This window comes from Streptomyces sp. NPDC102360 (genome assembly GCF_044766085.1).
GTDB lineage: Bacteria > Actinomycetota > Actinomycetes > Streptomycetales > Streptomycetaceae > Streptomyces.
This window is the reverse complement of the sequence record NZ_JBIWLG010000007.1, coordinates 411,296-433,422: the sequence shown is the minus strand read 5'-3', so window position 1 is coordinate 433,422 and position 22,127 is coordinate 411,296. Positions and strand designations below refer to the sequence as shown.

Annotated in this window: 18 protein-coding genes; 11 read left to right on the top strand and 7 right to left on the bottom strand. The window is 71.8% G+C overall.

Features of this window, described 5'->3' with window-relative positions; translation table 11 throughout:
• A complete protein-coding gene (locus ACIRHA_RS27490) occupies positions 1–1,434 on the bottom strand; it encodes a sensor histidine kinase (protein WP_403851055.1) in 1,434 nt (477 codons plus the stop codon).
• Complete coding sequence (locus ACIRHA_RS27485; protein ID WP_403851051.1) at positions 1,431–2,099, bottom strand: response regulator transcription factor; 669 nt, start codon at positions 2,097–2,099, stop codon at positions 1,431–1,433. The genes ACIRHA_RS27490 and ACIRHA_RS27485 overlap by 4 nt, the downstream gene beginning before the upstream one ends.
• Before the next feature lie 136 nt (positions 2,100–2,235).
• Here ACIRHA_RS27485 and ACIRHA_RS27480 point away from each other — a divergent pair, with 136 nt between their 5' ends.
• Positions 2,236–2,874, top strand: coding sequence for a PepSY domain-containing protein (locus ACIRHA_RS27480; RefSeq protein WP_403851049.1), 639 nt, complete (start codon positions 2,236–2,238; stop codon positions 2,872–2,874).
• A gap of 349 nt (positions 2,875–3,223) precedes the next feature.
• On the opposite strand, the gene meaB is transcribed toward ACIRHA_RS27480, so the two are convergent.
• Both meaB and ACIRHA_RS27470 read right to left on the bottom strand, forming a co-directional pair.
• Positions 3,224–4,180: a methylmalonyl Co-A mutase-associated GTPase MeaB gene (gene meaB / locus ACIRHA_RS27475; protein ID WP_403851047.1), complete on the bottom strand. Its 957-nt coding sequence runs from the start codon at positions 4,178–4,180 to the stop codon at positions 3,224–3,226.
• Positions 4,181–4,228: 48 nt separating this feature from the next.
• Complete coding sequence (locus ACIRHA_RS27470; RefSeq protein ID WP_403851045.1) at positions 4,229–5,431, bottom strand: acetyl-CoA C-acetyltransferase; 1,203 nt, start codon at positions 5,429–5,431, stop codon at positions 4,229–4,231.
• Positions 5,432–5,568: 137 nt separating this feature from the next.
• Here ACIRHA_RS27470 and mce point away from each other — a divergent pair, with 137 nt between their 5' ends.
• From mce to ACIRHA_RS27430, 8 genes are all read left to right on the top strand, one after another.
• Positions 5,569–6,009: a methylmalonyl-CoA epimerase gene (gene mce / locus ACIRHA_RS27465; protein ID WP_266714173.1), complete on the top strand. Its 441-nt coding sequence runs from the start codon at positions 5,569–5,571 to the stop codon at positions 6,007–6,009.
• A 242-nt stretch (positions 6,010–6,251) separates the two neighbouring features.
• Positions 6,252–10,238 (top strand): polarized growth protein Scy, encoded by a 3,987-nt coding sequence (gene scy / locus ACIRHA_RS27460; protein ID WP_403851043.1) that lies wholly within the window; start codon positions 6,252–6,254, stop codon positions 10,236–10,238.
• 192 nt (positions 10,239–10,430) lie between these two features.
• A complete protein-coding gene (locus tag ACIRHA_RS27455) occupies positions 10,431–11,366 on the top strand; it encodes a cellulose-binding protein (RefSeq protein ID WP_403851040.1) in 936 nt (311 codons plus the stop codon).
• Positions 11,367–11,647: 281 nt separating this feature from the next.
• A complete protein-coding gene (locus ACIRHA_RS27450; RefSeq protein WP_403851038.1) occupies positions 11,648–12,691 on the top strand; it encodes an ABC transporter ATP-binding protein in 1,044 nt (347 codons plus the stop codon).
• 1 nt (position 12,692) lies between these two features.
• Entirely contained in the window at positions 12,693–13,463 is a 771-nt protein-coding gene (locus ACIRHA_RS27445) for an ABC transporter permease subunit (RefSeq protein ID WP_403851036.1), read from the top strand.
• A 30-nt stretch (positions 13,464–13,493) separates the two neighbouring features.
• Positions 13,494–14,207: a hypothetical protein gene (locus ACIRHA_RS27440; RefSeq protein WP_403851033.1), complete on the top strand. Its 714-nt coding sequence runs from the start codon at positions 13,494–13,496 to the stop codon at positions 14,205–14,207.
• A 114-nt stretch (positions 14,208–14,321) separates the two neighbouring features.
• Positions 14,322–15,485 (top strand): ATP-binding cassette domain-containing protein, encoded by a 1,164-nt coding sequence (locus ACIRHA_RS27435; RefSeq protein ID WP_403851030.1) that lies wholly within the window; start codon positions 14,322–14,324, stop codon positions 15,483–15,485.
• Positions 15,482–16,333, top strand: a complete 852-nt coding sequence (locus tag ACIRHA_RS27430; RefSeq protein ID WP_403851027.1) for an ABC transporter permease subunit — start codon at positions 15,482–15,484, stop codon at positions 16,331–16,333. Before ACIRHA_RS27435 ends, ACIRHA_RS27430 begins: the two co-directional genes overlap by 4 nt.
• Positions 16,334–16,355: 22 nt before the next feature.
• On the opposite strand, the gene ACIRHA_RS27425 is transcribed toward ACIRHA_RS27430, so the two are convergent.
• Positions 16,356–16,697 carry an ATP/GTP-binding protein gene (locus ACIRHA_RS27425; protein ID WP_403851025.1) on the bottom strand — a complete coding sequence of 114 codons (342 nt, stop codon included), beginning with the start codon at positions 16,695–16,697 and terminating at the stop codon, positions 16,356–16,358.
• Between the two features lie 211 nt (positions 16,698–16,908).
• On the opposite strand from ACIRHA_RS27425, the gene ACIRHA_RS27420 reads away from it, so the two are divergent.
• Positions 16,909–17,943, top strand: a complete 1,035-nt coding sequence (locus tag ACIRHA_RS27420; RefSeq protein WP_403851022.1) for an LLM class flavin-dependent oxidoreductase — start codon at positions 16,909–16,911, stop codon at positions 17,941–17,943.
• A 93-nt stretch (positions 17,944–18,036) separates the two neighbouring features.
• Here the strand turns inward: ACIRHA_RS27420 and ACIRHA_RS27415 are convergent, their stop codons facing one another.
• On the bottom strand, positions 18,037–18,429 hold the full coding sequence (locus ACIRHA_RS27415; RefSeq protein ID WP_403851019.1) for an SCO5389 family protein: 393 nt from the start codon (positions 18,427–18,429) through the stop codon (positions 18,037–18,039).
• 307 nt (positions 18,430–18,736) lie between these two features.
• Between ACIRHA_RS27415 and nucS the strand changes: the two genes are divergently transcribed.
• Positions 18,737–19,408: an endonuclease NucS gene (gene nucS / locus ACIRHA_RS27410; RefSeq protein WP_403851017.1), complete on the top strand. Its 672-nt coding sequence runs from the start codon at positions 18,737–18,739 to the stop codon at positions 19,406–19,408.
• 125 nt (positions 19,409–19,533) lie between these two features.
• Here nucS and ACIRHA_RS27405 read toward each other — a convergent pair whose 3' ends face one another.
• Positions 19,534–22,002, bottom strand: a complete 2,469-nt coding sequence (locus tag ACIRHA_RS27405) for an ATP-binding protein (RefSeq protein ID WP_403851014.1) — start codon at positions 22,000–22,002, stop codon at positions 19,534–19,536.
• Positions 22,003–22,127: the final 125 nt, after the last annotated feature.

Here is a 22,127-nt window from a genome sequence, read left to right as displayed (position 1 = left end):
TCAGTCGGAGGGCAACGCGAGTTCGAAGAGCGCGCCGCCCTCCGGCGCGGAACGCACCGTGAGCGAGCCGCCGTGCCGCTCCGCCACGTCCCGGGCGATGGCGAGGCCGAGACCGGCCCCGCCGCCGTCCCGGGTGCGGGCGTCGTCGAGCCGTACGAACCGCTCGAAGATCCGCTCCCGCTCGTCCTCCGGCACGCCCTGACCGTCGTCGGCGACGCCGAGGGTCACGCGGCCGTTCCCCGTGCGCAGTGTGACGTGCACACCGGTACGGGCGTGCCTCTCCGCGTTGTCCACCAGATTGCCGAGCACGCGTGCCAACTGGCCGCGGGAGCCGGTGACCTGGGCCTCTTCCTCCGCGTCCACCTGTACGTCCATCGAGACGGGCAGCCGGTCGCCGACGCGCTGGGACAGCTCCTCGCGCACCAGGGCGGCGAGGTCCACCTCGGCGCCGCCGGGCTTCTCCCCCGCGTCGAGCCGGGCGAGCAGCAGCAGGTCGGCGGCCAGTTCCTGCAACCGCACCGTGTCCTCGACGGCGCCGTCCACATCGAGCAACTCCGGGTGTGCCGCGCCTACTTCGAGCTGGGTGCGCAGCGAGGCGATCGGGCTGCGCAGCTCGTGCGAGGCGTCGGCCACGAAGCGGCGCTGACGGTCCACGGAGGCCTCGAGCGCGGCGAGCGTCTCGTTCGTGGTGCCGGCGAGCCTGGCCACTTCGTCGTGGGTGTCCGGTTCCGGCACCCGCCTTGCCAGGTCCTGCGACGCCGTGATCGCGGCCATCTCGGCGCGGATGCCCTCCACGGGTCGCAGTGCGCGCCGCGTCACCAGGTACGTCACCCCGCCCACGATGACGAGCAGCACCGGGAAACCGATCAGCATGGAGGTCAACGCCGTGTTGACCGCGCTCTGTTCGGCTTCGAGGGAGGCACCCGCGTGCACGGTCAGATCCCCGTACTCGGTGTCCTCGACCTCGACCGCGGCGAACCGGAAGCCGGCGCTGTCGCCGTCGATGGTGGCGCTGCCGTCGGTGTAGTCGGTGTGGTCGGAGACGCTGCCGTTCTGTTTGCTGTCGTCCCCTCCGTCGTCTCCCCCGTCGTCGTCATCGGGGCGCGCCGTGGTGGTTTTCACGTCGCTCACGCCGGTGCCGGAGATCTTCTCCAGGTCCTCGGACGTGGCCAGCACCCTGCCGTCCTCGTCGACGACCTGGACCGGGTCCTCGTCGTCCAGGTCGAGCGCGTCGGGCGCGGTGCCGGTGGCCAGGGTGGTGGCGACGCGGCGGGCGGTGGAGTCGGCGTCGCCGCCCGCCTGATCTGTGAGGTTGCCGCGCAGCGAGAGCAGCACGGTGGCGCCGGCCGCGACCAGGGCGACCGCGACGACGAGGGTGGCGGCGAGGGCGGCGCGGGCCCGTACGGAGCTGAAGGGCCTCCTGAACCTGCTCATCGGGGCACCTCGAGCCGGTATCCGGCGCCCCGCACCGTACGGATGAGGGAGGAGCCGAGCTTGCGGCGCAGCGCACTGATGTAGACCTCGACGATGTTCGGGTCGCCCTCGTACGCGAAGTCCCATACGTGCTCGAGGATGTCGGCCTTCGACACGACCTCGCCGGCCCGCGTCACAAGCTGCTCCAGGACCGCGAACTCCTTTGTGGTGAGCGCGACTTCACCGTCCTCGGCGTGCGTGACGCGGCGCGCGGCGGTGTCGACGGCGTAGGGCCCGACGGTGTGCACGGGGTTGGCGCCGGCGCTCCCCCGGCGCCGCAGCAGCGCCTTCACGCGCGCGACCAGCACCACGTACGAGAAGGGCTTCGTCAGGTAGTCGTCCGCGCCGGTGTCGAGCCCCTCGGCCTCGTCGTACTCGCCGTCCTTCGCGGTCAGCATCAGGATCGGCACGTCGTTGCCGGCGGCGCGCAGGGCGGCGCAGACCCGGTAGCCGTTCATGCCCGGCAGCATGATGTCGAGCACGACCAGGTCGTACGCCGCCTCGCTCGCCTGGTGCAGGCCCTCAAGGCCGTCGTGGACCACGTCGACGGCGTAGCCCTCGGCGGTGAGTCCCTTGGCGAGCGACAGGGCGAGCCGCTTTTCGTCCTCGACGATCAACAAGCGCATGTGAGCAAGGGTGGCAGGTCGAACCTGAAGAACCCTTCAGGGTTCTTCAGCGGGGCTTCAGGGTCGTCCGGGCAGTGTGTTTCTCGAAGGACGGACAGGGCGGCCCGAAGTCGCCCACCAGACACGGGAGAAGCTCATGAAGCGCCGTACCACTGTCATCTCCGCCATCGCCGTCGTCGCGCTGCTCGGCGGGGGCACGGCCACCGCGGTCGCGGTCGGCAACGACGACGGTTCGTCGAAGTCGGCGGCGTCGAAGTCGTCCGTGCAGGTCAAGGACGACGACGGCGTGAGCGACAACCAGGAAGAGGCGAACGAGGCGAAGGGCGCCAAGGTCTCGGCCCAGGACGCCATCGCCGCCGCCCTGAAGCACAAGCCCGGCACGGCCGTCGGCGCCGACCTCGACTCCGACGACGGCCGGCTCGTCTGGGACGTCGACGTGATCGGCTCCGGCGACAAGTGGCAGCATGTCGAGATCGACCCCGGCACGGGCAAGGTGCTCGGCTCCCACACCGAGCGCGACGACGACGGCGACGACAGTGCGGCTCGTGTCGCGGCGACCCTGAAGGACGCGTCGACGTCGGCCGAGGACGCGGCCAAGGCGGCGGCCGCGAAGGGCACGGTCACGTCGGTGGACGCGGATGACGACGGTTCGGTCAAGGTCTGGGAGGTCGAGACGACGTCCGCGAACGGTACGGAGCACGACTGGCACGTGGACCTCCAGTCGGGTGCGGTGTCCGTGGACCACGCGTCGGACGACGACGGCGACGACGACTGACGTCCACCGGGAACCGGGGCGGGGCCACGAGGCTCCGCCCCGGTCCGCGTGGACGGGGCTTGATCGCCCCCTGCTCCCAATACGGTTCGGTCCAGCCACGCCCACGCCACGGGGCTCTGCCCCGGCCCCCGCTGCTCAATCGCCGCAGGGGCTTGATTTTTCCTCCTCGCCGCCGACAGAAGCACCCACCCACCCGCACCCGCCTTGGGCAATCTGCCGCCTTGGGCGGCAGGGTGGGCAAGGCGGCACCCCGGTGCAGGCCGCACATCACGAAGGCGCCGACCCCGGCACCGGTAATCGCCCCGGCACAGGCCGCACCCACCTCAGGCCCCGGCAACCGGCACCGGTCTCACTGACCCGTCAACCCCGCCACCAGCTCGTCCGCCGCCCGGTAGGGGTCGAGGTCGCCGGAGACGATGCGTTCGGCCAGGGCGCCCAGGCGGCGGTCTCCGGAGAGGTCGCCGATGCGTTCGCGCAGGGCCGTCACCGCGATCGTTTCCACCTCGCGGGCCGCGCGCGCCGCACGCCGCTCGGAGAGCACGTCGTGCTCCTCCATCCACGCCCGGTGCTTCTCCAGGGCCTCGACGACCTCGTCGACACCCTCGCCGCGTGCGGCGACCGTCTTCACGATCGGGGGGCGCCAGTCGCCGGGGGCGCGGGATTCGCCGAGGCCCAGCATGTGGTTCAGCTCGCGGGCCGTGGAGTCGGCCCCGTCCCGGTCGGCCTTGTTGACCACGTACACGTCGCCGATCTCCAGGATTCCGGCCTTGGCCGCCTGGATCCCGTCGCCCATGCCGGGGGCGAGGAGTACTACCGAAGTATCCGCCTGCGAGGCGATCTCGACCTCGGACTGGCCCACGCCGACCGTCTCGACCAGGATCACGTCGCAGCCGGCGGCGTCCAGGACACGGATCGCCTGGGGTGCGGCCCAGGCCAGACCGCCCAGGTGTCCGCGCGTCGCCATGGAGCGGATGTAGACCCCGGGGTCGGACGCGTGCTCCGACATCCGGACCCGGTCGCCGAGGAGCGCGCCGCCGCTGAACGGCGACGACGGGTCGACGGCGAGCACGCCGACCCGCTTCCCGGCCCGCCGGTACGCGCTCACGAGCGCCGACGTGGAGGTCGACTTGCCGACACCGGGCGAGCCGGTGAGCCCGACCACGTACGCGTTCCCGGTCAGCGGGGCCAGTGCGGCCATGACCTCGCGCAGCTGCGGGGACGCCCCCTCCACCAGCGAGATCAGCCGGGCCACGGCACGCGGCCTGCCCTCCCTCGCCTGCGCGACCAACGTGGGGACGTCCTGCATCACAGCTCCGTTCACCAGTTCCCGTACACCGCCGAACACGTAAAGGCGTTACGCCTTGGGTACCCGCACGACCAGCGCGTCACCCTGACCGCCACCACCGCACAGGGCCGCCGCACCGACACCGCCGCCGCGCCGCTTCAGCTCCAGGGCGAGGTGCAGGACGATGCGCGCGCCGGACATCCCGATCGGGTGACCCAGGGCGATGGCGCCGCCGTTGACGTTCACCTTTTCCGAGGACACTCCGAGGTCCTTCATGGACTGCACGGCCACCGCCGCGAAGGCCTCGTTGATCTCGATGAGGTCGAGGTCCTCGGTGCCGATGCCCTCCTTCTTGAGGGCGTGCTGGATCGCGTTCGAGGGCTGCGACTGCAACGAGTTGTCCGGTCCCGCGACGTTGCCGTGCGCGCCGATCTCGGCGATCCACTCCAGGCCCAGCTCCTGCGCCTTCGCCTTGCTCATGACGACGACCGCCGCGGCGCCGTCCGAGATCTGCGATGAGGTGCCCGCGGTGATCGTGCCCTCCTTGTCGAAGGCCGGGCGCAGCTTGCCGAGCGACTCCGCCGTGGTCTCCGCGCGGATGCCCTCGTCCTTGCTGAAGACGACCGGCTCGCCCTTGCGCTGCGGGATCTCGACGGGCGTGATCTCCGCCTCGAAGATGCCGTTCTTCTGCGCGGCGGCGGCCCGCTGGTGCGACAGGGCGGCCACCTCGTCCTGTGCGGGACGGGCGATGCCGAGGCGGGTGTTGTGCTTCTCCGTCGAGGCGCCCATGGGGATGTTCTCGAAGGCGTCGGTGAGGCCGTCGTGCGCCATCGCGTCGAGCATCTCGACCGCGCCGTACTTGTAGCCCTCGCGGGACTTCGGCAGCAGGTGCGGTGCGTTCGTCATGGACTCCTGGCCACCTGCCACGACCACGTCGAATTCGCCGGCGCGAACGAGCTGGTCGGCCAGCGCGATGGCGTCGAGCCCGGACAGACACACCTTGTTGATCGTGAGCGCCGGGACGTTCATCGGAATGCCCGCCTTGACCGCGGCCTGGCGCGCCGGGATCTGCCCTGCCCCGGCCTGCAGCACCTGGCCCATGATCACGTACTGCACCTGGTCGCCACCGATTCCCGCACGGTCGAGGGCGGCCTTGATCGCGAAGCCGCCGAGGTCGGCTCCGGAGAAGGACTTGAGCGAGCCGAGCAGACGGCCCATGGGCGTCCGCGCGCCCGCGACGATCACTGACGTGGTACCGGTCGTTCCTGACATGAGGCACGGCCCCTTGGAGGTGAGGAGTGAACGAGGGTTTACTCGAATGTACTGACCGGTATCCCGCCCGTCACCGTCACCGGGGTGTGATCGCGCGCACGTTGCGTAACCACCTCGAACCGCGCTGCACTTACAGCATGCTGACGCGAATCGACCACATCGGGATCGCCTGCTTCGACCTCGACAAGACCGTCGAGTTCTACCGGGCCACGTACGGCTTCGAGGTGTACCACTCCGAGGTCAACGAGGAGCAGGGCGTGCGCGAGGCCATGCTCAAGGTCAACGAGACGAGCGACGGGGGCGCCACCTACCTCCAGCTGCTCGAACCCACCCGCGAGGACTCCGCCGTCGGCAAGTGGCTGGCCAAGAACGGCGAGGGTGTGCACCACATCGCCTTCGGCACGGCCGACGTCGACACGGACGCGAACGACATCAAGAACAAGGGCGTACGCGTCCTCTACGAAGAGCCCCGACGCGGCTCGATGGACTCGCGCATCACGTTCCTGCACCCCAAGGACTGTCACGGCGTACTGACCGAACTCGTCACCGCCGCACCCAAGGACTCGGTGGAGCACTGACCTCCACATAGCCGGGCCGGTAGGGTTGTGGGGCGGCTGCCGTCTCCAACGGCCAGTCGTGGGCCGGGGTCCGGGTATCGGGGGACGAGGGTCGGGGCAAGTCGGGCGGCATACGGCAGCAGCCGGACCGGTCCGACGGCGCCGTGCCATTCGATCTGACACCATTCCCCGGGGGCTCCGTTCGCGGGATCGGCGGGGCTCGTAAGAAGAACTTGCGACCAGGGGACGGATGGGACCGCGCAGTGCGGGGCTATGAGAGCCAGGACGGCCGACGGCCGGCTGAGACCGACCATCTCTCGCGGTTCGAAGCCGAGATGGACCGGCTGAAGACCGATCGGGAGAAGGCCGTCCAGCACGCCGAGGACCTCGGCTACCAGGTGGAGGTGTTGCGCGCCAAGCTGCACGAGGCGCGCCGCAGCCTCGCGTCCCGGCCTGCCTACGACGGGTCGGACATCGGCTACCAGGCCGAGCAGCTCCTCCGTAATGCGCAGATCCAGGCCGACCAGCTGCGCGCCGACGCCGAGCGCGAGCTGCGCGAGGCCCGTGCGCAGACCCAGCGGATCCTCCAGGAGCACGCCGAGCAGCAGTCCCGGCTCCAGTCCGAGCTGCACACGGAGGCCGTCAACCGGCGCCAGCAGCTCGACCAGGAACTCTCCGAGCGCCGCCGCACGGTCGAGACACACGTCAACGAGAACGTGCAGTGGGCCGAGCAGCTGCGCGCCCGCACCGAGCAGCAGGCCCGCCGCCTCCTCGACGAGTCGCGCGCCGAGGCCGACCAGGCGCTCGCCGCCGCCCGCACCGAGGCCGAGCGCGTCGCCGACCAGGCCCGCCAGCGCCTCACCTCCGAGGCCGAGGAGGCGCGCGCCGAGGCGCAGTCGATCCTGGCCCGCGCCCGGCAGGACGCCGAGCGCCTGCTGAACGCCGCGTCGACGCAGGCGCAGGAGGCCACCGACCACGCCGAGCAGCTGCGGACGTCGACGAGCGAGGAGTCCGAGCAGGCCCGCCGCCGGTCCGGCGAGCTGAGCCGCGCCGCCGAGCAGAAGATCGCCGAGGCGGACAGCGCGCTGCGCGAGGCCCGCGCCGAGGCCGACAAGGTGCTCGCGGAGGCGAAGGACGCCGCGGCCAAGCAGCTCGCGACCGCCGAGTCGACCAACGAGCAGCGCACCCGCACCGCCAAGGAGCAGGTGGCCCGCCTGGTCCAGGAGGCCACCAAGGACGCGGAGACCACGAAGTCGGAGGCCGAGCAGGTCGTCGCCGACGCGCGCGCCGAGGCCGAGCAGCTGATCGCCGCGGCCAAGGAGAAGGCCCGTACGGTCACCGCCGAGGAGACCGCCGGCGAGCTCGCGAAGGCCGCGCGCACCGCGGAGGACGTGCTCAACAAGGCGTCCGAGGAAGCCAAGGCGACGACGAAGGCGGCGGCCGACGAGGCCGAGCGGCTCCGTGCCGATGCCGAGGCCGAGGCCGACCGGCTGCGCGCCGAGGCGCACGACCTGGCGACGGAGCTCAAGGGCGCGGCCAAGGACGACACCAAGGAGTACCGCGCCAAGACCGTCGAGCTCCAGGAGGAGGCGCGCAGGCTGCGCGGCGAGGCCGAGCAGCTGCGGGCCGAGGCCGTCGAGGAGGGCGAGCGGATCCGGGCCGAGGCCCGCCGCGAGGCCGTCCAGCAGATCGAGGAGTCGGCCAGCACCGCCGAGCAGCTGCTCTCCAAGGCGAAGGCGGACGCGGACGAGCTGCGGACCGCCGCGACGACGGAGAGCGAGCGCGTCCGCACGGAGGCCATCGAGCGGGCCACGTCGCTGCGCAAGCAGGCCGAGGAGACCCTCGAGCGCACGCGCGCGGAGGCCGAGCGGTACCGCACCGAGGCCGAGGAGCAGGCCGAGGCCACCAGGTCCGAGGCGGAGCGCGCGGCGCAGGAGCTCAAGGACGAGGCCGAGCAGGCGATGCGGGCCAAGCAGGAGGAGGCGGCCCGCGAGCTGACCCGCCTGCACACGGAGGCCGAGGAGCGCCTGACCGCGTCGGAGACGGCGCTGAACGAGGCGCGGGAGCAGGGCGAGACGCTGCGCCGCGAGGCCGCAGAGGAGGTCGAGCGGCTGCGCGCGGACGCCGCCGAGCGCGCCCGTACGGTGCAGGCGCAGGCCGAGACGGAGGCCGAGCGCCTTCGTACGGAGGCCGCGTCCGACGCCTCGACGACCCGCTCCGAGGCCGAGAACGTCGCCGTACGACTGCGGTCCGAGGCGTCCAACGAGGCGGAGCGGCTCAAGACGGAGGCGCAGGAGTCCGCCGACCGGACCCGCGCCGAGGCGCAGACCGCCGCCGAGCGGATCGCCACCGAGGCCGCCGAGACGCTGGCCGCCGCCCAGGAAGAGGCGGCGCGGCGCCGACGCGAGGCCGAGGAGACGCTCGGCAGCGCGCGCGAGGAAGCCGATCAGGAGCGCGAGCGGGCCCGCGAGCAGAGCGAGGAACTGCTCGCCGTGGCGCGCGCCCGCGTGGACGAGGCGCAGGCCGAGGCCGTACGTCTGGTCGAGGAGGCGGACCAGCGGGCGACCGAGATGGTCTCCACCGCCGAGCAGACGGCGCAGCAGGTGCGCGACTCCGTGGCCGGGCTCCAGGAGCAGGCCCAGGAAGAGATCACCGGGCTGCGCAGCGCCGCCGAGCACGCGGCGGAGCGCACCAGGACGGAGGCGCAGGAGGAGGCCGACCGGGTCCGCTCCGACGCCTACGCGGAGCGCGAGCGCGCCACCGAGGACGCGAACCGGGTCCGTTCCGAGGCCACCGCCGAGGCGGAGGCCGCCAAGGCCATGGCGGAGCGCACGGTTTCGGAGGCGTTCACCGAGGCCGAGCGGCTGCGCACGGACGCGTCCGAGCACGCCCAGCAGGTCCGTACGGAGGCCTCCGATCTGCGCTCGGCCGCCGACCAGGACGCCTCGCGCACCCGCGCGGACGCCCGCGAGGACGCCAACCGGATCCGCTCCGACGCGGCCGAGCAGGCCGACACACTGATCACCGAGGCGGCCACCGAGGCCGAGCGGCTGACGACGGAGACCAACGCGGAGGCGGAGCGGGTCCGCTCCGAGTCCACGGCGAAGGCCGAGAAGCTCGTCGGTGACGCGAGCACCGAGGCCGAGCGGCTGCGCGCCGAATCGACGGCCGCCGCCGAGCAGTTGACGAACGAGACGCGGACCGAGGCCGAGCGCGTAAGGACCGAGTCCGTCGCCCAGGCCGAGAAGCTGATCTCGGACGCGTCCGGCGACGCGGAGCGGCTGCGCGCCGAGGCCGCGGAGACGGTCACCTCCGCGCAGCAGCACGCCGAGCGGATCCGCACCGAGGCGGAGCGCGTCAAGGCGGACGCCGCGGCGGAGGCCGAGAGCATCACGGCGGCCGCCCGCGAGGAGGCCGAGCGCACGCTGGACGAGGCCCGCAAGGACGCCAACAAGCGGCGCACGGAGGCCGCGGAGCAGGTCGACAAGCTCATCACGGAGTCCGCGACCGAGGCCGACAAGCTGACCCGCGAGGCGCAGGAGACGGCGCAGAAGACGACCGCCGACGCGGAGTCGCAGGCCGACACGATGGTCGGCGCGGCCCGCACGGAGGCCGAGCGCCTGGTCGCGGAGTCGACCGTCGAGGGCAACACGATCGTGGAGAAGGCCCGTACGGACGCGGACGAGCTGCTCGTCGGCGCCCGCAGGGACGCGACGCAGATCAGGGAGCGCGCCGAGGAGCTGCGCGACCGGATCACGGCCGAGATCGAGGAGCTCCACGAGCACGCGCGCCGCGAGTCGGCGGAGGCCATGAAGAACGCGGGCGAACGCTGCGACGCCCTCGTCAAGGCCGCGGAGGAACAGCTCTCCGAGGCGCAGACGAAGGCCAAGGAGCTTCTGAACGACGCGAATTCGGAGGCCGGCAAGGTCCGGATCGCGGCCGTGAAGAAGGCCGAAGGCCTTCTCAAGGAAGCCGAGCAGAAGAAGGCCGAGCTGTCCCGCGAGGCGGACAAGATCAAGGCGGACGCGGAGCAGGAGGCCACCGCCATGATCGACAAGGGGCAGCGGGATCTCGACGTACTGGTCAGGCGCCGCGAGGACATCAATGCCGAGATCTCCCGTGTCCAGGACGTGTTGGAGGCGTTGGAGAGTTTTGAGGCTCCGTCCGGCGGGGGTAGCAAGGACAGTGGCGTCAAGGCGGGGGCCACGGCGGGGGCCACACGTTCGGGTGGCAAGGGCTCGGAGGGCTAGCCTTTCGGCCAACTACCGTGCTCTCCGAGGACCTTTGGCCCTGTTCTGGCAAGCACTCCGTCCCTACGCCACTCAAAAGGGGTGACATTCTAGAGTCGAAGGCTGATCAATACGACATCTGCCCGATGACACGCCGCTACGCCCCCTAGGATTCCCCCTATCACCTCACCGGTCTCATTCGACAGGAACCCCATGAGCGACACTTCCCCCTACGGCTTCGAGCTTGTGCGGCGTGGGTACGACCGCGCTCAGGTGGACGAACGGATCTCCAAGCTCGTCTCCGACCGTGACAGCGCTCTTGCCCGTATCACTGCTCTGGAAAAGCGCATCGAGGAACTCCACCTCGAGACGCAGAACGCTCAGGCGCAGGTGAACGACGCGGAGCCGTCGTACGCCGGCCTCGGCGCCCGCGTCGAGAAGATCCTCCGCCTCGCCGAGGAGGAGGCCAAGGACCTGCGCGAAGAGGCCCGCAGGGCGGCCGAGCAGCACCGGGAGCTCGCCGAGTCCGCGGCCCAGCAGGTGCGCAACGACGCGGAGTCGTTCGCCGCCGAGCGCAAGTCCAAGGCTGAGGACGAGGGCGTTCGGATCGTCGAGAAGGCCAAGGGCGAGGCCACCACGCTGCGCACCGAGGCGCAGAAGGACGCGCAGTCCAAGCGCGAGGAGGCGGACGCCCTCTTCGAGGAGACGCGCGCCAAGGCCGCCCAGGCCGCCGCCGACTTCGAGACGAACCTGGCCAAGCGCCGCGAGCAGTCGGAGCGCGACCTGGCCTCGCGCCAGGCCAAGGCCGAGAAGCGCCTCGCCGAGATCGAGCACCGCGCGGAGCAGCTCCGCCTGGAGGCCGAGAAGCTCCGCACCGACGCCGAGCGGCGCGCCCGCCAGACGGTGGAGACGGCTCAGCGTCAGGCCGAGGACATCGTCGCGGACGCGAACGCCAAGGCGGACCGGATCCGCAGCGAGTCCGAGCGGGAGCTGGCGGCGCTCACCAACCGCCGCGACTCGATCAACGCGCAGCTGACGAACGTCCGCGAGATGCTGGCCACCCTCACGGGCGCGGCCGTCGCCGCGGCGGGCGCCCCTGCGGAGGACGAGCCGGTCTCCCGCGGAGTCCCGGCCCAGCAGTCCCGGTAGGCATTTGAAGCCCCTGCGGCGATTGAGCAGCGGGGTGCGGGGGGGGGGCCCCGGGGGGCCCCCCCCCGGGGGGGCGGGGGGGGGGCCGCCCCCCCGGGGGGGGGGCGGGCGCGGGGGGGGGGGGGGCCCCCCCCCGCCCCCCCCCCCCCCGGCGGGGGGGGGGCCCGGGGGCCCCCCCCCCGCACCCCGCGCCTCAATCGCCGGCGGGGCTTGAAAGAGAACTCGAAGCCCCCGGTCACACACAAGTGGCCGGGGGCTTTGTCACGTTTTAGCGTGGCCACATGATCGAGCTCTCGGGGCTGACCAAGCGCTACGGCGAGAAGACGGCCGTGGACGACCTCACCTTCTCCGTCCGGCCAGGAATCGTCACCGGCTTCCTCGGCCCCAACGGCGCGGGCAAGTCCACCACGATGCGGATGATGCTCGGCCTCGACAACCCGACGGCGGGCGACGTCCGGATCGACGGCAAGCACTACGCCCAGCTGAAGGACCCGCTGCGCTATATCGGCGCCCTGCTGGACGCGAAGGCGATGCACGGCGGCCGCAACGCCTACAACCACCTCCTGTGCCTGGCGCAGTCCAACGGCATCCCCAAGAGCCGCGTGTACGAGGTGCTCGACACGGTCGGCCTCACGGCCGTGGCCCGTAAGAAGGCGAAGGGCTTCTCGCTCGGCATGGGACAGCGGCTCGGCATCGCCGGGGCCCTGCTCGGCGACCCGCAGATCCTGATGTTCGACGAGCCGGTCAACGGGCTCGACCCCGAGGGCATCCACTGGATCCGCAACCTGATGAAATCCCTCGCGACCGCCGGCCGTACCGTCTTCGTCTCCTCCCACCTGATGAGCGAAATGGCGCTCACCGCCGACCATCTGGTGGTCATCGGGCAGGGACGCCTCCTTGCCGACATGTCGATGCCGGACTTCATCCGGCAGAACTCTCGCTCGTACGTCCGGCTGCGCTCACCGCAGCGCGAGCGGCTGCTCGACGTGCTGCACGGGGCCGGCATCACGGTCGTGGAGTCCGGCGGCGCCCTGGAAGTGGACGGCCACCCCGCCGAGGAGCTCGGTGAGCTCGCGGCGCGCAACCAGCTCGTCCTGCACGAACTGAGCCCGCAGCAGGCATCCCTGGAAGAGGCGTTCATGCAGCTGACGGCGGAGTCGGTGGAATACCACGCGCACACGGACGCTCCGGCGCAGCAGAACCCGCAGGACCCACAGCCGCCACAGAACCCGCAGAACCCGCAGGCCCCGCAGAACCCGCAGAATCCGCACCAGTCGGGCTGGGGTTCGAGCTGGAACCAGGCGAACCGAGAGAAGGGCGTCTGAGATGGCCGCGGCCCAGGTCCTCCGCTCCGAGTGGACCAAGATCAAATCGGTGAACTCGACGGCCTTCACGCTCGGCCTCGCGGTCGTCGTCTCCGTCGGTCTCGGGATGCTGATCAGCGCGTTCACCGGCAACGAGTTCGACAAGATGTCGACCGTGGACAAGGTGACCTTCGACCCGACCTTCATCTCGTTCTCCGGCCTCACCCTCGGCCAGCTCGCGATGCTGGTCTTCGGGGTCCTCGTGGTCGCGAGCGAGTACAGCACGGGCATGATCCGCACCTCGCTCGCGGCGGTCCCGCAGCGCGGCACGTTCCTCTTCTCCAAGATCCTGGTCGCCGCGCTGCTCGCGCTCGTCGTCGCGCTGGTCATCAGCTTCGCGTCGTTCTTCCTCGGGCAGCTGATGCTCGGCGACCACGGCACGGACCTGGGCGCCCCGAACGTGCTGCGCGCGGTGTTCGGCGCCGCCGTCTACATGACGCTGATGACGATGTTCTCCATGGGCGTCGCGGCGATGCTCCGCTCCCCCATGCTCTCGCTCGGCATCCTGATGCCGTTCTTCTTCCTGGTCTCGCCGATCCTCGGCAGCGTCTCGGCCACGAAGAAGGTCGCCCAGTACTTCCCCGACCAGGCCGGCCTGAAGGTCATGCAGGTGGTGGACCCGCCCAGCGACGACGCACCGTACGGGCCGGGAGGCGGGCTCGCGATCCTGCTGGTGTGGGTGGCGGTGGCGCTGATCGTCGGGTACGTCCTGCTGAAGAAGCGGGACGCGTAGAACGACGGGCAACCTCTAGCCTGCGGATCCATGGCGCTCATCGAACCCACCCGCACCCTCGCCGCTCTCGGCTACGACACCGTGCCCGCACTCACCCCGCTCGCCTACCCCGGCCGCCCCGTCGACGCTCCCTGCCTGCTCCTCGGTGACGAACTCCATGAGCTGGACGTGGAGCGCGAGCTGCCGCGCTGGACCACGGACCGCACCCCCGTCCTCGCCGTCGGCTCCAACGCGGCCCCCGCCCAAGTCGCGTACAAGCTGCGAAAGCTCGGTCTTCCGGTCGCCGTGCCGATGGTGCCGCTGCCCACGCGCGGCATCGGCGTCGGCTGCTCCGCGCACATCGGGCGCAACGGATATGTGGCCGCCGCCCCCTACCCGGATCCGCGGGCCGCGCGCACCCTCGTCGTGTCCTGGCTCGACGCGGCCCAGCTGAAGGCGGTCGACGCCACCGAGCTGCCGAACTACCGCCGGGTCGACGTCCCGGACGCCCCCGTCCCCGGTCTGCAGATGTACGTGGGTGAGCACGGCGTTCTCGTCGACCCGGGCACCGGTGCCCCGCGGACCGGCGGCGGCGATCAGGCGGGCCTCCTGAGCGCGCTCATGGCGGGCTCCGCGGAGCTGGCCGCGCTGCTCGGTCCTGCCCCGCGGGACTGGGTGCGGCGCGCGGCCGCGTCCCCTGCCGTACGCGAGGAGGGCACCCGGCTCCTGCGCGCGGGCGGAACAGTCCCCTCCGGCCCCGCCTGACGCTTTGCTCACTCTTGGCCGGAACCGTCAGCTCGCGTATAGGCTCCTAACCCTTACGGGGGGCGTCTGCCCCGACGTCCTGAAACTCTCAGAACCTTCCGATGGGTGCGGAGAATGATCGAGGCAGTCGGCCTGACGAAGCGCTACGGCGCGAAGACAGCCGTGTACAACCTTTCCTTCCAGGTGCGGCCGGGAACCGTGACCGGGTTCCTCGGGCCGAACGGCTCGGGCAAGTCCACGACGATGCGCATGATCCTCGGCCTCGACCAGCCGACCGCGGGCCGTGTGACCATCGGTGGCTACCCGTACAACAAACTCCCGAACGCGCCGCGCCAGGTCGGCGCGCTGCTCGACGCGAAGGCCGTGCACGGGGGCAGGACCGCCCGCAGCCATCTGCTGAGCCTGGCCCAGCTCTCCGGCATCCCGGCCCGCCGTGTCGACGAGGTGCTCGGCGTGGTCGGGCTGCAGGACGTCGCGAAGCGGCGCTCCAACGGGTTCTCGCTCGGCATGGGGCAGCGGCTCGGCATCGCCGCCGCGCTCCTCGGCGACCCGCAGGTGCTGCTCTTCGACGAGCCGGTCAACGGGCTCGACCCCGAGGGCATCCTCTGGGTCAGGAACCTGATGAAGCAGCTCGCCTCCGAGGGGCGCACGGTCTTCGTCTCCTCGCACCTGATGAGCGAGATGGCGCTCACCGCCGAGCACCTGATCGTGATCGGGCGCGGGCAGCTGCTCTCCGACATGAGCGTGCGGGACTTCATCGCGCACAACTCGGCCGGCTTCGCGCGGGTGCGCACCCCGGACACCGAGCCGCAGCAGCGCGAGAAGCTGACGGCGGCGCTGACCGAGGCGGGCGGCCAGGTGATGCCCGAGCAGGACGGCGGGCTGCGGGTGACCGGTCTTCCGCTGCCGCAGATCTCCGATCTGGCGCACGGCGCGGACGTACGGCTGTGGGAGCTGTCGCCGCATCAGGCCTCGCTGGAAGAGGCGTACATGCGGATGACGCAGGGCGCCGTCGACTTCCGCTCGACCGCCGACCAGCGCGCGGGGCTGCACGAGCCGCTGCCGCCCGGCGCGATGCCGCCCGGCCAGATGCCGGTGCCCGGCCAGGGCCAGCCGGGCTGGTACGCCCCGCCGCCGCCCCAGGCCCCGGCCCAGCCGCCCGCCCAACCGCCCGTCGCCGACCAGAACCCGTACGCGGCGCCGATGCCCCCGCCGAGCGCGCCGATGCCGCCGCCGAGTGCCCCGACCGCCCCGCCGCTGGACAAGGAGACCCGGTGACTACGCCGAGTACGCCGCACCCGCCCCTCACCGCACCCGGCGCCTCGTACGCCTCGTACGCCTCGCCCATCCCGATCCGCAAGGCGCACCTCGGCGACGCGCTCGCCTCGGAGTGGACGAAGATCCGTTCCGTGCGCTCCACGATGTGGACGCTGGGCGTGATGATCGTGCTGATGGTCGGCCTCGGTCTGGCCTCGGCCGCCGTGGTCGCCGCCGACGACGGCTCCTCGCCGAGCAGCGCCCAGGTGCTCAGCCTCGGCTTCTTCGGCACACTGCTCGGCACGATCTGCGTGATGACCCTCGGCGTCCTGACCATCGCCTCCGAGTACGGCACCGGCATGATCCGCACGACGATGACGGCCTGTTCCAGCCGGAGCCGGGTGCTCGCCGCCAAGGCGATCGTCTTCTTCCTGCTCGTCGCGGTGCTGACCACGGTGTTCGCCGCACTCGTCGGCGCGCTCCAGGTGGGGATCGTGGGCGTGGACTCCCCCGAGGGCGGCACGTGGGCGAAGTCGACCTTCGGCGTCGGCCTGTTCGTCGCGCTGCTCGGCCTGCTCGGGCTCGCCGTCGGCACGCTCGTACGGCACTCGGCGGGCGCCATCACCATCATGGTCGGCATCGTGCTGCTGCCGCTCGTCATGGCGATCTTCATGTTCTCGGAGGCGCTGAAGGACCTGCAGCAGGCGCTGCTCGAGTACTCGATCCCCAGCCAGCTCGCCGTGCTCTACGACAACTCGGTGACCGCGGGCTCAGGACCGACCGGCTGGCAACCGCTGTGGATCATGGCGGCGGTCACCGCGGTGGCGCTCGGCGGCGCGTTCCTGTCGCTCAACAGCCGCGACGTATAGGGCTCCTGGGGCCCGACGGGCTTCAGTACCGCGGCGCGTTCCTGGACCGCTGCACCTTCGTGGTGCGGCGGTCCTTCGCGTTCCAGCACGCCTTGTGCCAGTGCCGCCGGTCGTCCACTCCCCCGAACTCGGGCCAGGCGACCACATGGGCGACCCCCGAGGCGATCTGCTGGTCGCATCCGGGGCAGCGGTACGCCTTTCCGGCCGCGCTCGCGCCCGCCACATGGCGCACGCTCCACTGCTCGCCCTGCCAGCTCTCCGTGGACTGGAATCCGCCGTAGCGCCGTCCTTCGTCCCCACTGCCGGTGGACTCGCTGCTGCTGGACGATCCGCCTGCCTTCGGGCGGTTGCGGCGCGGAGACACGTCTCACCTCGGGATGTCTGAACGGAGCTGGAGGGCGTATCCAGCCTACGCCGAAGGCCGGGGGGTACCCGCGGACCGTATCGCCGGTGACTCGTCAAGACTTGCCGGAAAATCTGCCAATCTTCTTGGGAGGCCGTGTCCTTGGCACTTGCCAACCGTTATTGCCTGTAGGGGGAGTGCCCGCGTCGGCGCCAAGGAAGGCAGGAGTGCGATGCGTGTAGGGACGTTTGTACTGGCGGCCCAGTTTCCGGGCCAGGGGCAGGGCGAGGCGCTGCACCGCGCGGTGCGGTCCGCCGAGGTCGCCGAAGAGGCGGGCCTCGACTCGGTGTGGCTCGCGGAGCACCACTTCGTGCCGTACGGGACCTGTCCCTCGGCCGTCACGCTCGCCGCGCTGCTGCTCGGCCGCACGAACACACTGCGGATCGGTACGGCGGTCAGCGTGCTGCCGACCGCGCACCCGGTCGCCCTCGGCGAACAGGCCGCGTTGCTGCACGTCACGTCCGGCGGCCGGTTCTCGCTCGGCGTCGGCAGGGGCGGGCCCTGGGTGGACCTGGAGGTCTTCGGGGCGGGCGTCGAGGCGTACGAGAAGGGGTTCCCGGAATCCCTCGACCTGCTGCTCAAGTGGCTGAGGGACGAGCACGTCGGGAGCGCCGGGGAGCGCTTCGCCTTCCGCGAGGTCCCGGTCGTGCCGCGCCCGACCGAGGCGATCGGCGGGGCGGCCCAGGAAGGGCCGGAAGTGATCGTCGCCTGTACGTCACCGAAGAGCGTGCGGCTCGCCGCCGAGCGGGGTCTGCCGATGCTGCTCGGCATGCACATCGGGGACGAGGAGAAGGCCGAGATGGTCGGCCTGTGGCGGCGCCACGCGCGCGAGGCCGGGCGTTCGGTCGAGGAGATCTACGCGGCGGAGCACGTGTCCGCCGGTGTCGCCCAGATCGGTGACAGCGAGTCGGAGGCCGCGGAGACACTCCTGAAGGCGATGCCGGGCTGGCTGAAGCAGGGGCTCGACGCCCATGTGACGGTCGACGGCAGGGCGCGGGCGATGCGCGACCCGCACGCGTACACGGAGCTGCTGTGCTCTCTGCACCCGGTCGGCACCCCGCAGTTGTGCGCGGACCGGCTCGCGGCCACATCGGAGCGGACGGGGATCGCCCGGTTCGCGCTGCTCGTCGAGGGCTCGGGGGATCTCACGGCGACGGAGGAGAACGTGCGGCGGCTGGGAGCCGAGGTCCTGCCACAACTCGACTGACGCTGGGGGAACGCCACCTCGGCACCCGCCGGCCCGTACAGATGCACCTCCCGCGTACGGGCCGACAGGCAACGGCTGTTACGCCCTCAACCCTCAGCAGTCACGCAGTTCCGGTGACTGGTTGAGCAGCTGGTTGCGAGCCGAGGTGAAACGGGCGAGCGTCTCGTCCACCGACGGGTCCTGCGGGAACACCGCGACCCGGTGGCAGTTCTGGAACGCGAGGCGGACACCGAAGTGCCGCTGCAGCGCGCCGCGTATCGCGTCACTCGCGAGCGCACGCAGAAGCTGTCCGCGCGCCTGCTCGTCCGGGGGCGGCGTCTGGTTGTCGGCGAACGCTCCGCCGTCGACCTTCAGCTGAGCCACCAGGGAGCTGATCATCTCCCATGCGTAAGGCAGGGAGGTCCGGACGCAGTCGACGAATTCCTTCTCGTCAACCTCGCCTCGCTCGGCCTGATCCAACAGTGCCGGTGAGACGTCGAGCGACATGGGTTCTCCTCTCGCACCCCCGGGGAGCGGGGGCTGACGGACAGGGCAGAAGTCCTCGGGCACGAGCACCCCGTGGAACACGCAGCGTGCACGCGCCGCGACCTCCTGTCTTCTACGGTAGGCAACGTGTCCGAACGGCAACAGGGCGTAGGGGGATTCGTTCGTACACAACCGGCCAATGGCGAACGCGTGCGTACCGTGCTTACTGGAATTAAAGGGGCGCCCCGCAGGGGTTCGGGTAGGGCGGTGGTGGGAGACGGGTGGGCGAAGTGCGTTGGGCCGTCGGGTTCGAGTAGCGTTGCCGACCATGCGTCTCGTCATCGCCCGTTGCTCCGTGGATTACGCGGGCCGGCTCACCGCCCACCTCCCGTCGGCACCCCGCCTCATCCTCGTGAAGGCGGACGGCAGCGTCTCGATCCACGCGGACGACCGTGCCTACAAGCCCCTCAACTGGATGTCGCCGCCGTGCACTCTGAAGGAGGGCACCGGAGACGACGAGGGCAAGTGGACCGTCGTCAACAAGGCGGGCGAAAAACTCATCATCACGATGGAGGAGATCCTCCACGACTCCTCGCACGAGCTCGGCGTGGACCCCGGCCTCATCAAGGACGGCGTGGAAGCGCACCTTCAGGAGCTGCTCGCCGACCGCATCGACACGCTCGGCGAGGGCTACACGCTGATCCGCCGCGAGTACATGACGGCGATCGGCCCGGTCGACATCCTGTGCCGGGACGCCGAAGGGGGGACCGTGGCCGTCGAGCTCAAGCGGCGCGGCGACATCGACGGGGTGGAGCAACTCACGCGCTACCTCGAGCTGTTGAACCGCGACCCGCACCTCGCCCCGGTCAAGGGCATCTTCGCGGCCCAGGAGATCAAGCCGCAGGCGCGAGTGCTCGCGACGGACCGGGGGATCGGTTGCGCCGTCCTTGACTATGACGCGATGCGGGGTATCGAGGACGACAAGTTGCGGCTCTTCTGAGGGTTGCGCGAGGCGGGGTTGACGTCGCGGGGCTCTGCCCCGGACCCCGCTGCTCAATCGCCGCAGGGGCTATTTATAGCCCCTGCGGCGATTGAGCAGGCCCGTCCGGCAGGACTTTGAGGTGCTCACGCGGTCGGTGTCGTACCCGGGTTCGACGTGATCGGGCCGCTCGCCGTGTCGGATGTGTCCGGGGTTGTCGCCGGGGCCGTTGTCGGCGGCGGGGTCGTCGTCGCCGGTGGCGGGCTCGATGTCGGGGGCTTCGTCGTCGGTGGCGTCGTGGGCGGCTTCGTCGGGGTCTTGGTCGGCGGCTTGCTCGGGGACTTCGTGGGCGACTTGGTCGGTGACTTCGTCGGGTCGTCCGGGGTCTTGGAGCCGCTCGGCGAGCCGGAGGGCCCGTCGCTCGGCCCGCCCGACGGCGTCGGGTCGTCCGCCGTGCCGAGGACGCCGTCCTTGCCGGGGTCGGTTGGCGCCGCGCTCGTACTGCCGCCGCCACCCGCCTCGTCGGCGCCGAGGTCCCCGCCGTTCTCCCCCGCCGTCGCCGACGGTTTCGTGTCGACCTTGTCCGAGGGCGGGTCGTCGTTGCCCGACGTCGCGCCGAGCGTGACGACCGTGCCGAGCACCGCCGCGAGCAGTGCGCCCGCGCCCGCCGCCACCATGTTGCGGCGGGCTCCGCCGGCCACCGATTTGCGCGAGGGCGCCTTGGCGCCGACGACGGTCGGGGCGGGCGGTGCGGGCGGCACGCCGGGCGGCCTGGCCACCAGGGTGTCGGGCTCGACCGGCGCTTCGGACTGTGCGTACGCGGGGACTCCCCCGGGCGGCGAGGCCGACTCCTCGTACATCGCGTCCGGGACCTCCTCCCCCGCCGCCGTACGCCCGCCGGGCAGCGCGCCGCCCGAGCGGTCGGCGACCAGGGCGAGGGCGCGGCGGCCGGCGATCGTGCCGTGCTTGTCGGCGACGGCGCCGCGCAGCGCGATGGAGGCCTCCAGCTCGACGCGGGCCCGGTCGAGCTGCCCGCCGAGGATCGCGAGGATGCCCAACTCGTGGTGGAAGTACGCCTCTTCGCCCACCTGCCCTGTGGAGCGCGCGGCTTCGAGGCCGGCCCTGAGGGCGCGCTCCCACGCGCTCCAGACGAGCCCGGCGGCGAAGGCGGGCGCGGCCGCGCGGGCCAGCTCCACGGACGCGTCGAGGGTCGCCGTCGCCGCGAGGGCGGCCAGTACCGCGTCGGACTCCGCGGCCACCCGCTCGGGCCCCACCGACGGGTGCGCGGCCCACCAGGCGTAGTGCTGGGCGGCTGTGCGCCCGCGCCCGGCGAAGTCGGCGCCGTAGCCCGCCGCCTCCAGCTGCGGGCGCACTCCTGCCGCGAGGCGGTAGCGGCCGCCGACGGGCGTGACGAGCGCGCAGGAGACGAGTTCGGCGAGGGCCGCGTCGGCGTGCGTGTCACCGACGAGCGCCGGCAGATGCGCCTGGTGCGGGATCTCGCCGCCGAGCGCGACCGCGAACTCCAGTGTGGCGCGCGCGGACGCGCCGAGCCGGGACGCGAGCAGCGCGGCGGGTGCGGCGGCCTCGGCGAGCGAGGGCAGCGGCACGTCGTGCCCGTCGGCGGCGTCGAAGGGCGCGTCGACGGGGGCCGCGTCGGGACCCTCGTAGTATCCGAACGCGTCGAAGGCCCCGGGATCCGCGCGGCGTTGGTCGCGCTGCCTCAGCAGGGCACCCGCCTGGACGAACCGGAGCGGCAGGCCCTCGGACTCGAACCAGAGGTCGGCGGCCCACTGCGCCTCTTCGTCGGTGAGCACCCGGCCGACGGCGCGCTCCAGGAGTTCCTGTCCGCCGCCGCGGCCGAGCCCCGCGAGGAAGACCTCCTCGACGTGCGAGTCGGCCGACGGAGCCGGCACGTCGGGCGTCGCGGACAGCAGGAAGGCGCACTCGGGGGTCGCTTCGAGGAGTTCGTCGAGCGCGGCGCCGCCGAATTCCAGGTCGTCGAGGACGACGACGGCGCCGATCACGTGGACGAGTTCGAGCAGCAGCGCGCGGTCGGGGCGGTGCTGCGGCGCCTTGTGGACCGCGCCGAACAGCTCGTACAGCAGGTCCTCGACGGACCGCCGGTGGCCGCAGAGGCGGACGACGCCGTCGGGCGCGATGTCGGCGCAGTCCTCGGTGATCTGGTCGAGCAGCGCCGTGCGTCCGGCTCCCGCGGGCCCTGTGAGCCGTACGGAGCGGCCGCGGGCGAGGAGCCGCACCAGGCGCTCCCGCTCCTCCTGCCGCTCCAGGAGCGGCAGTTGCGGCTGTGCGGGTCCTGGCGGCAGCGGTGGCCGGGCAGCGCGGGCGAGTGCCGCACGCTCACTGGCGTCGTACCTGGTGGGTTGGCCCGGGCGCTCGCCGGGCGGGCAGGACTCGATCTCGCTGCCGTCAACGGGATTGACGGTCAGCAGGTGGTCGCCCGAGACCAGTTGCACGGTGCGGGCGAGCGCGGGTGACGCCTGGCCGTAGTCGGGTGTCAGGGGGTCGCGCGGCGGGCGTTGCCGCGCCCCGCCGTCCCCCGTCCCGTCGTGCCGTTCCTGGCTGGAATCTTCCGGTCCCCGGTGCATCGGGTCCATCGTCAAAGCCCCCCAATAGCGTGGTGTGCCGCTTGCCCCTCCCGGCCTGTGCACACCGCGCTGTCGCTCCGCTCAGTATCTACGAAGCCGGGAGGTACCGCGCCGCCCGAGACGTCACAGTCTCG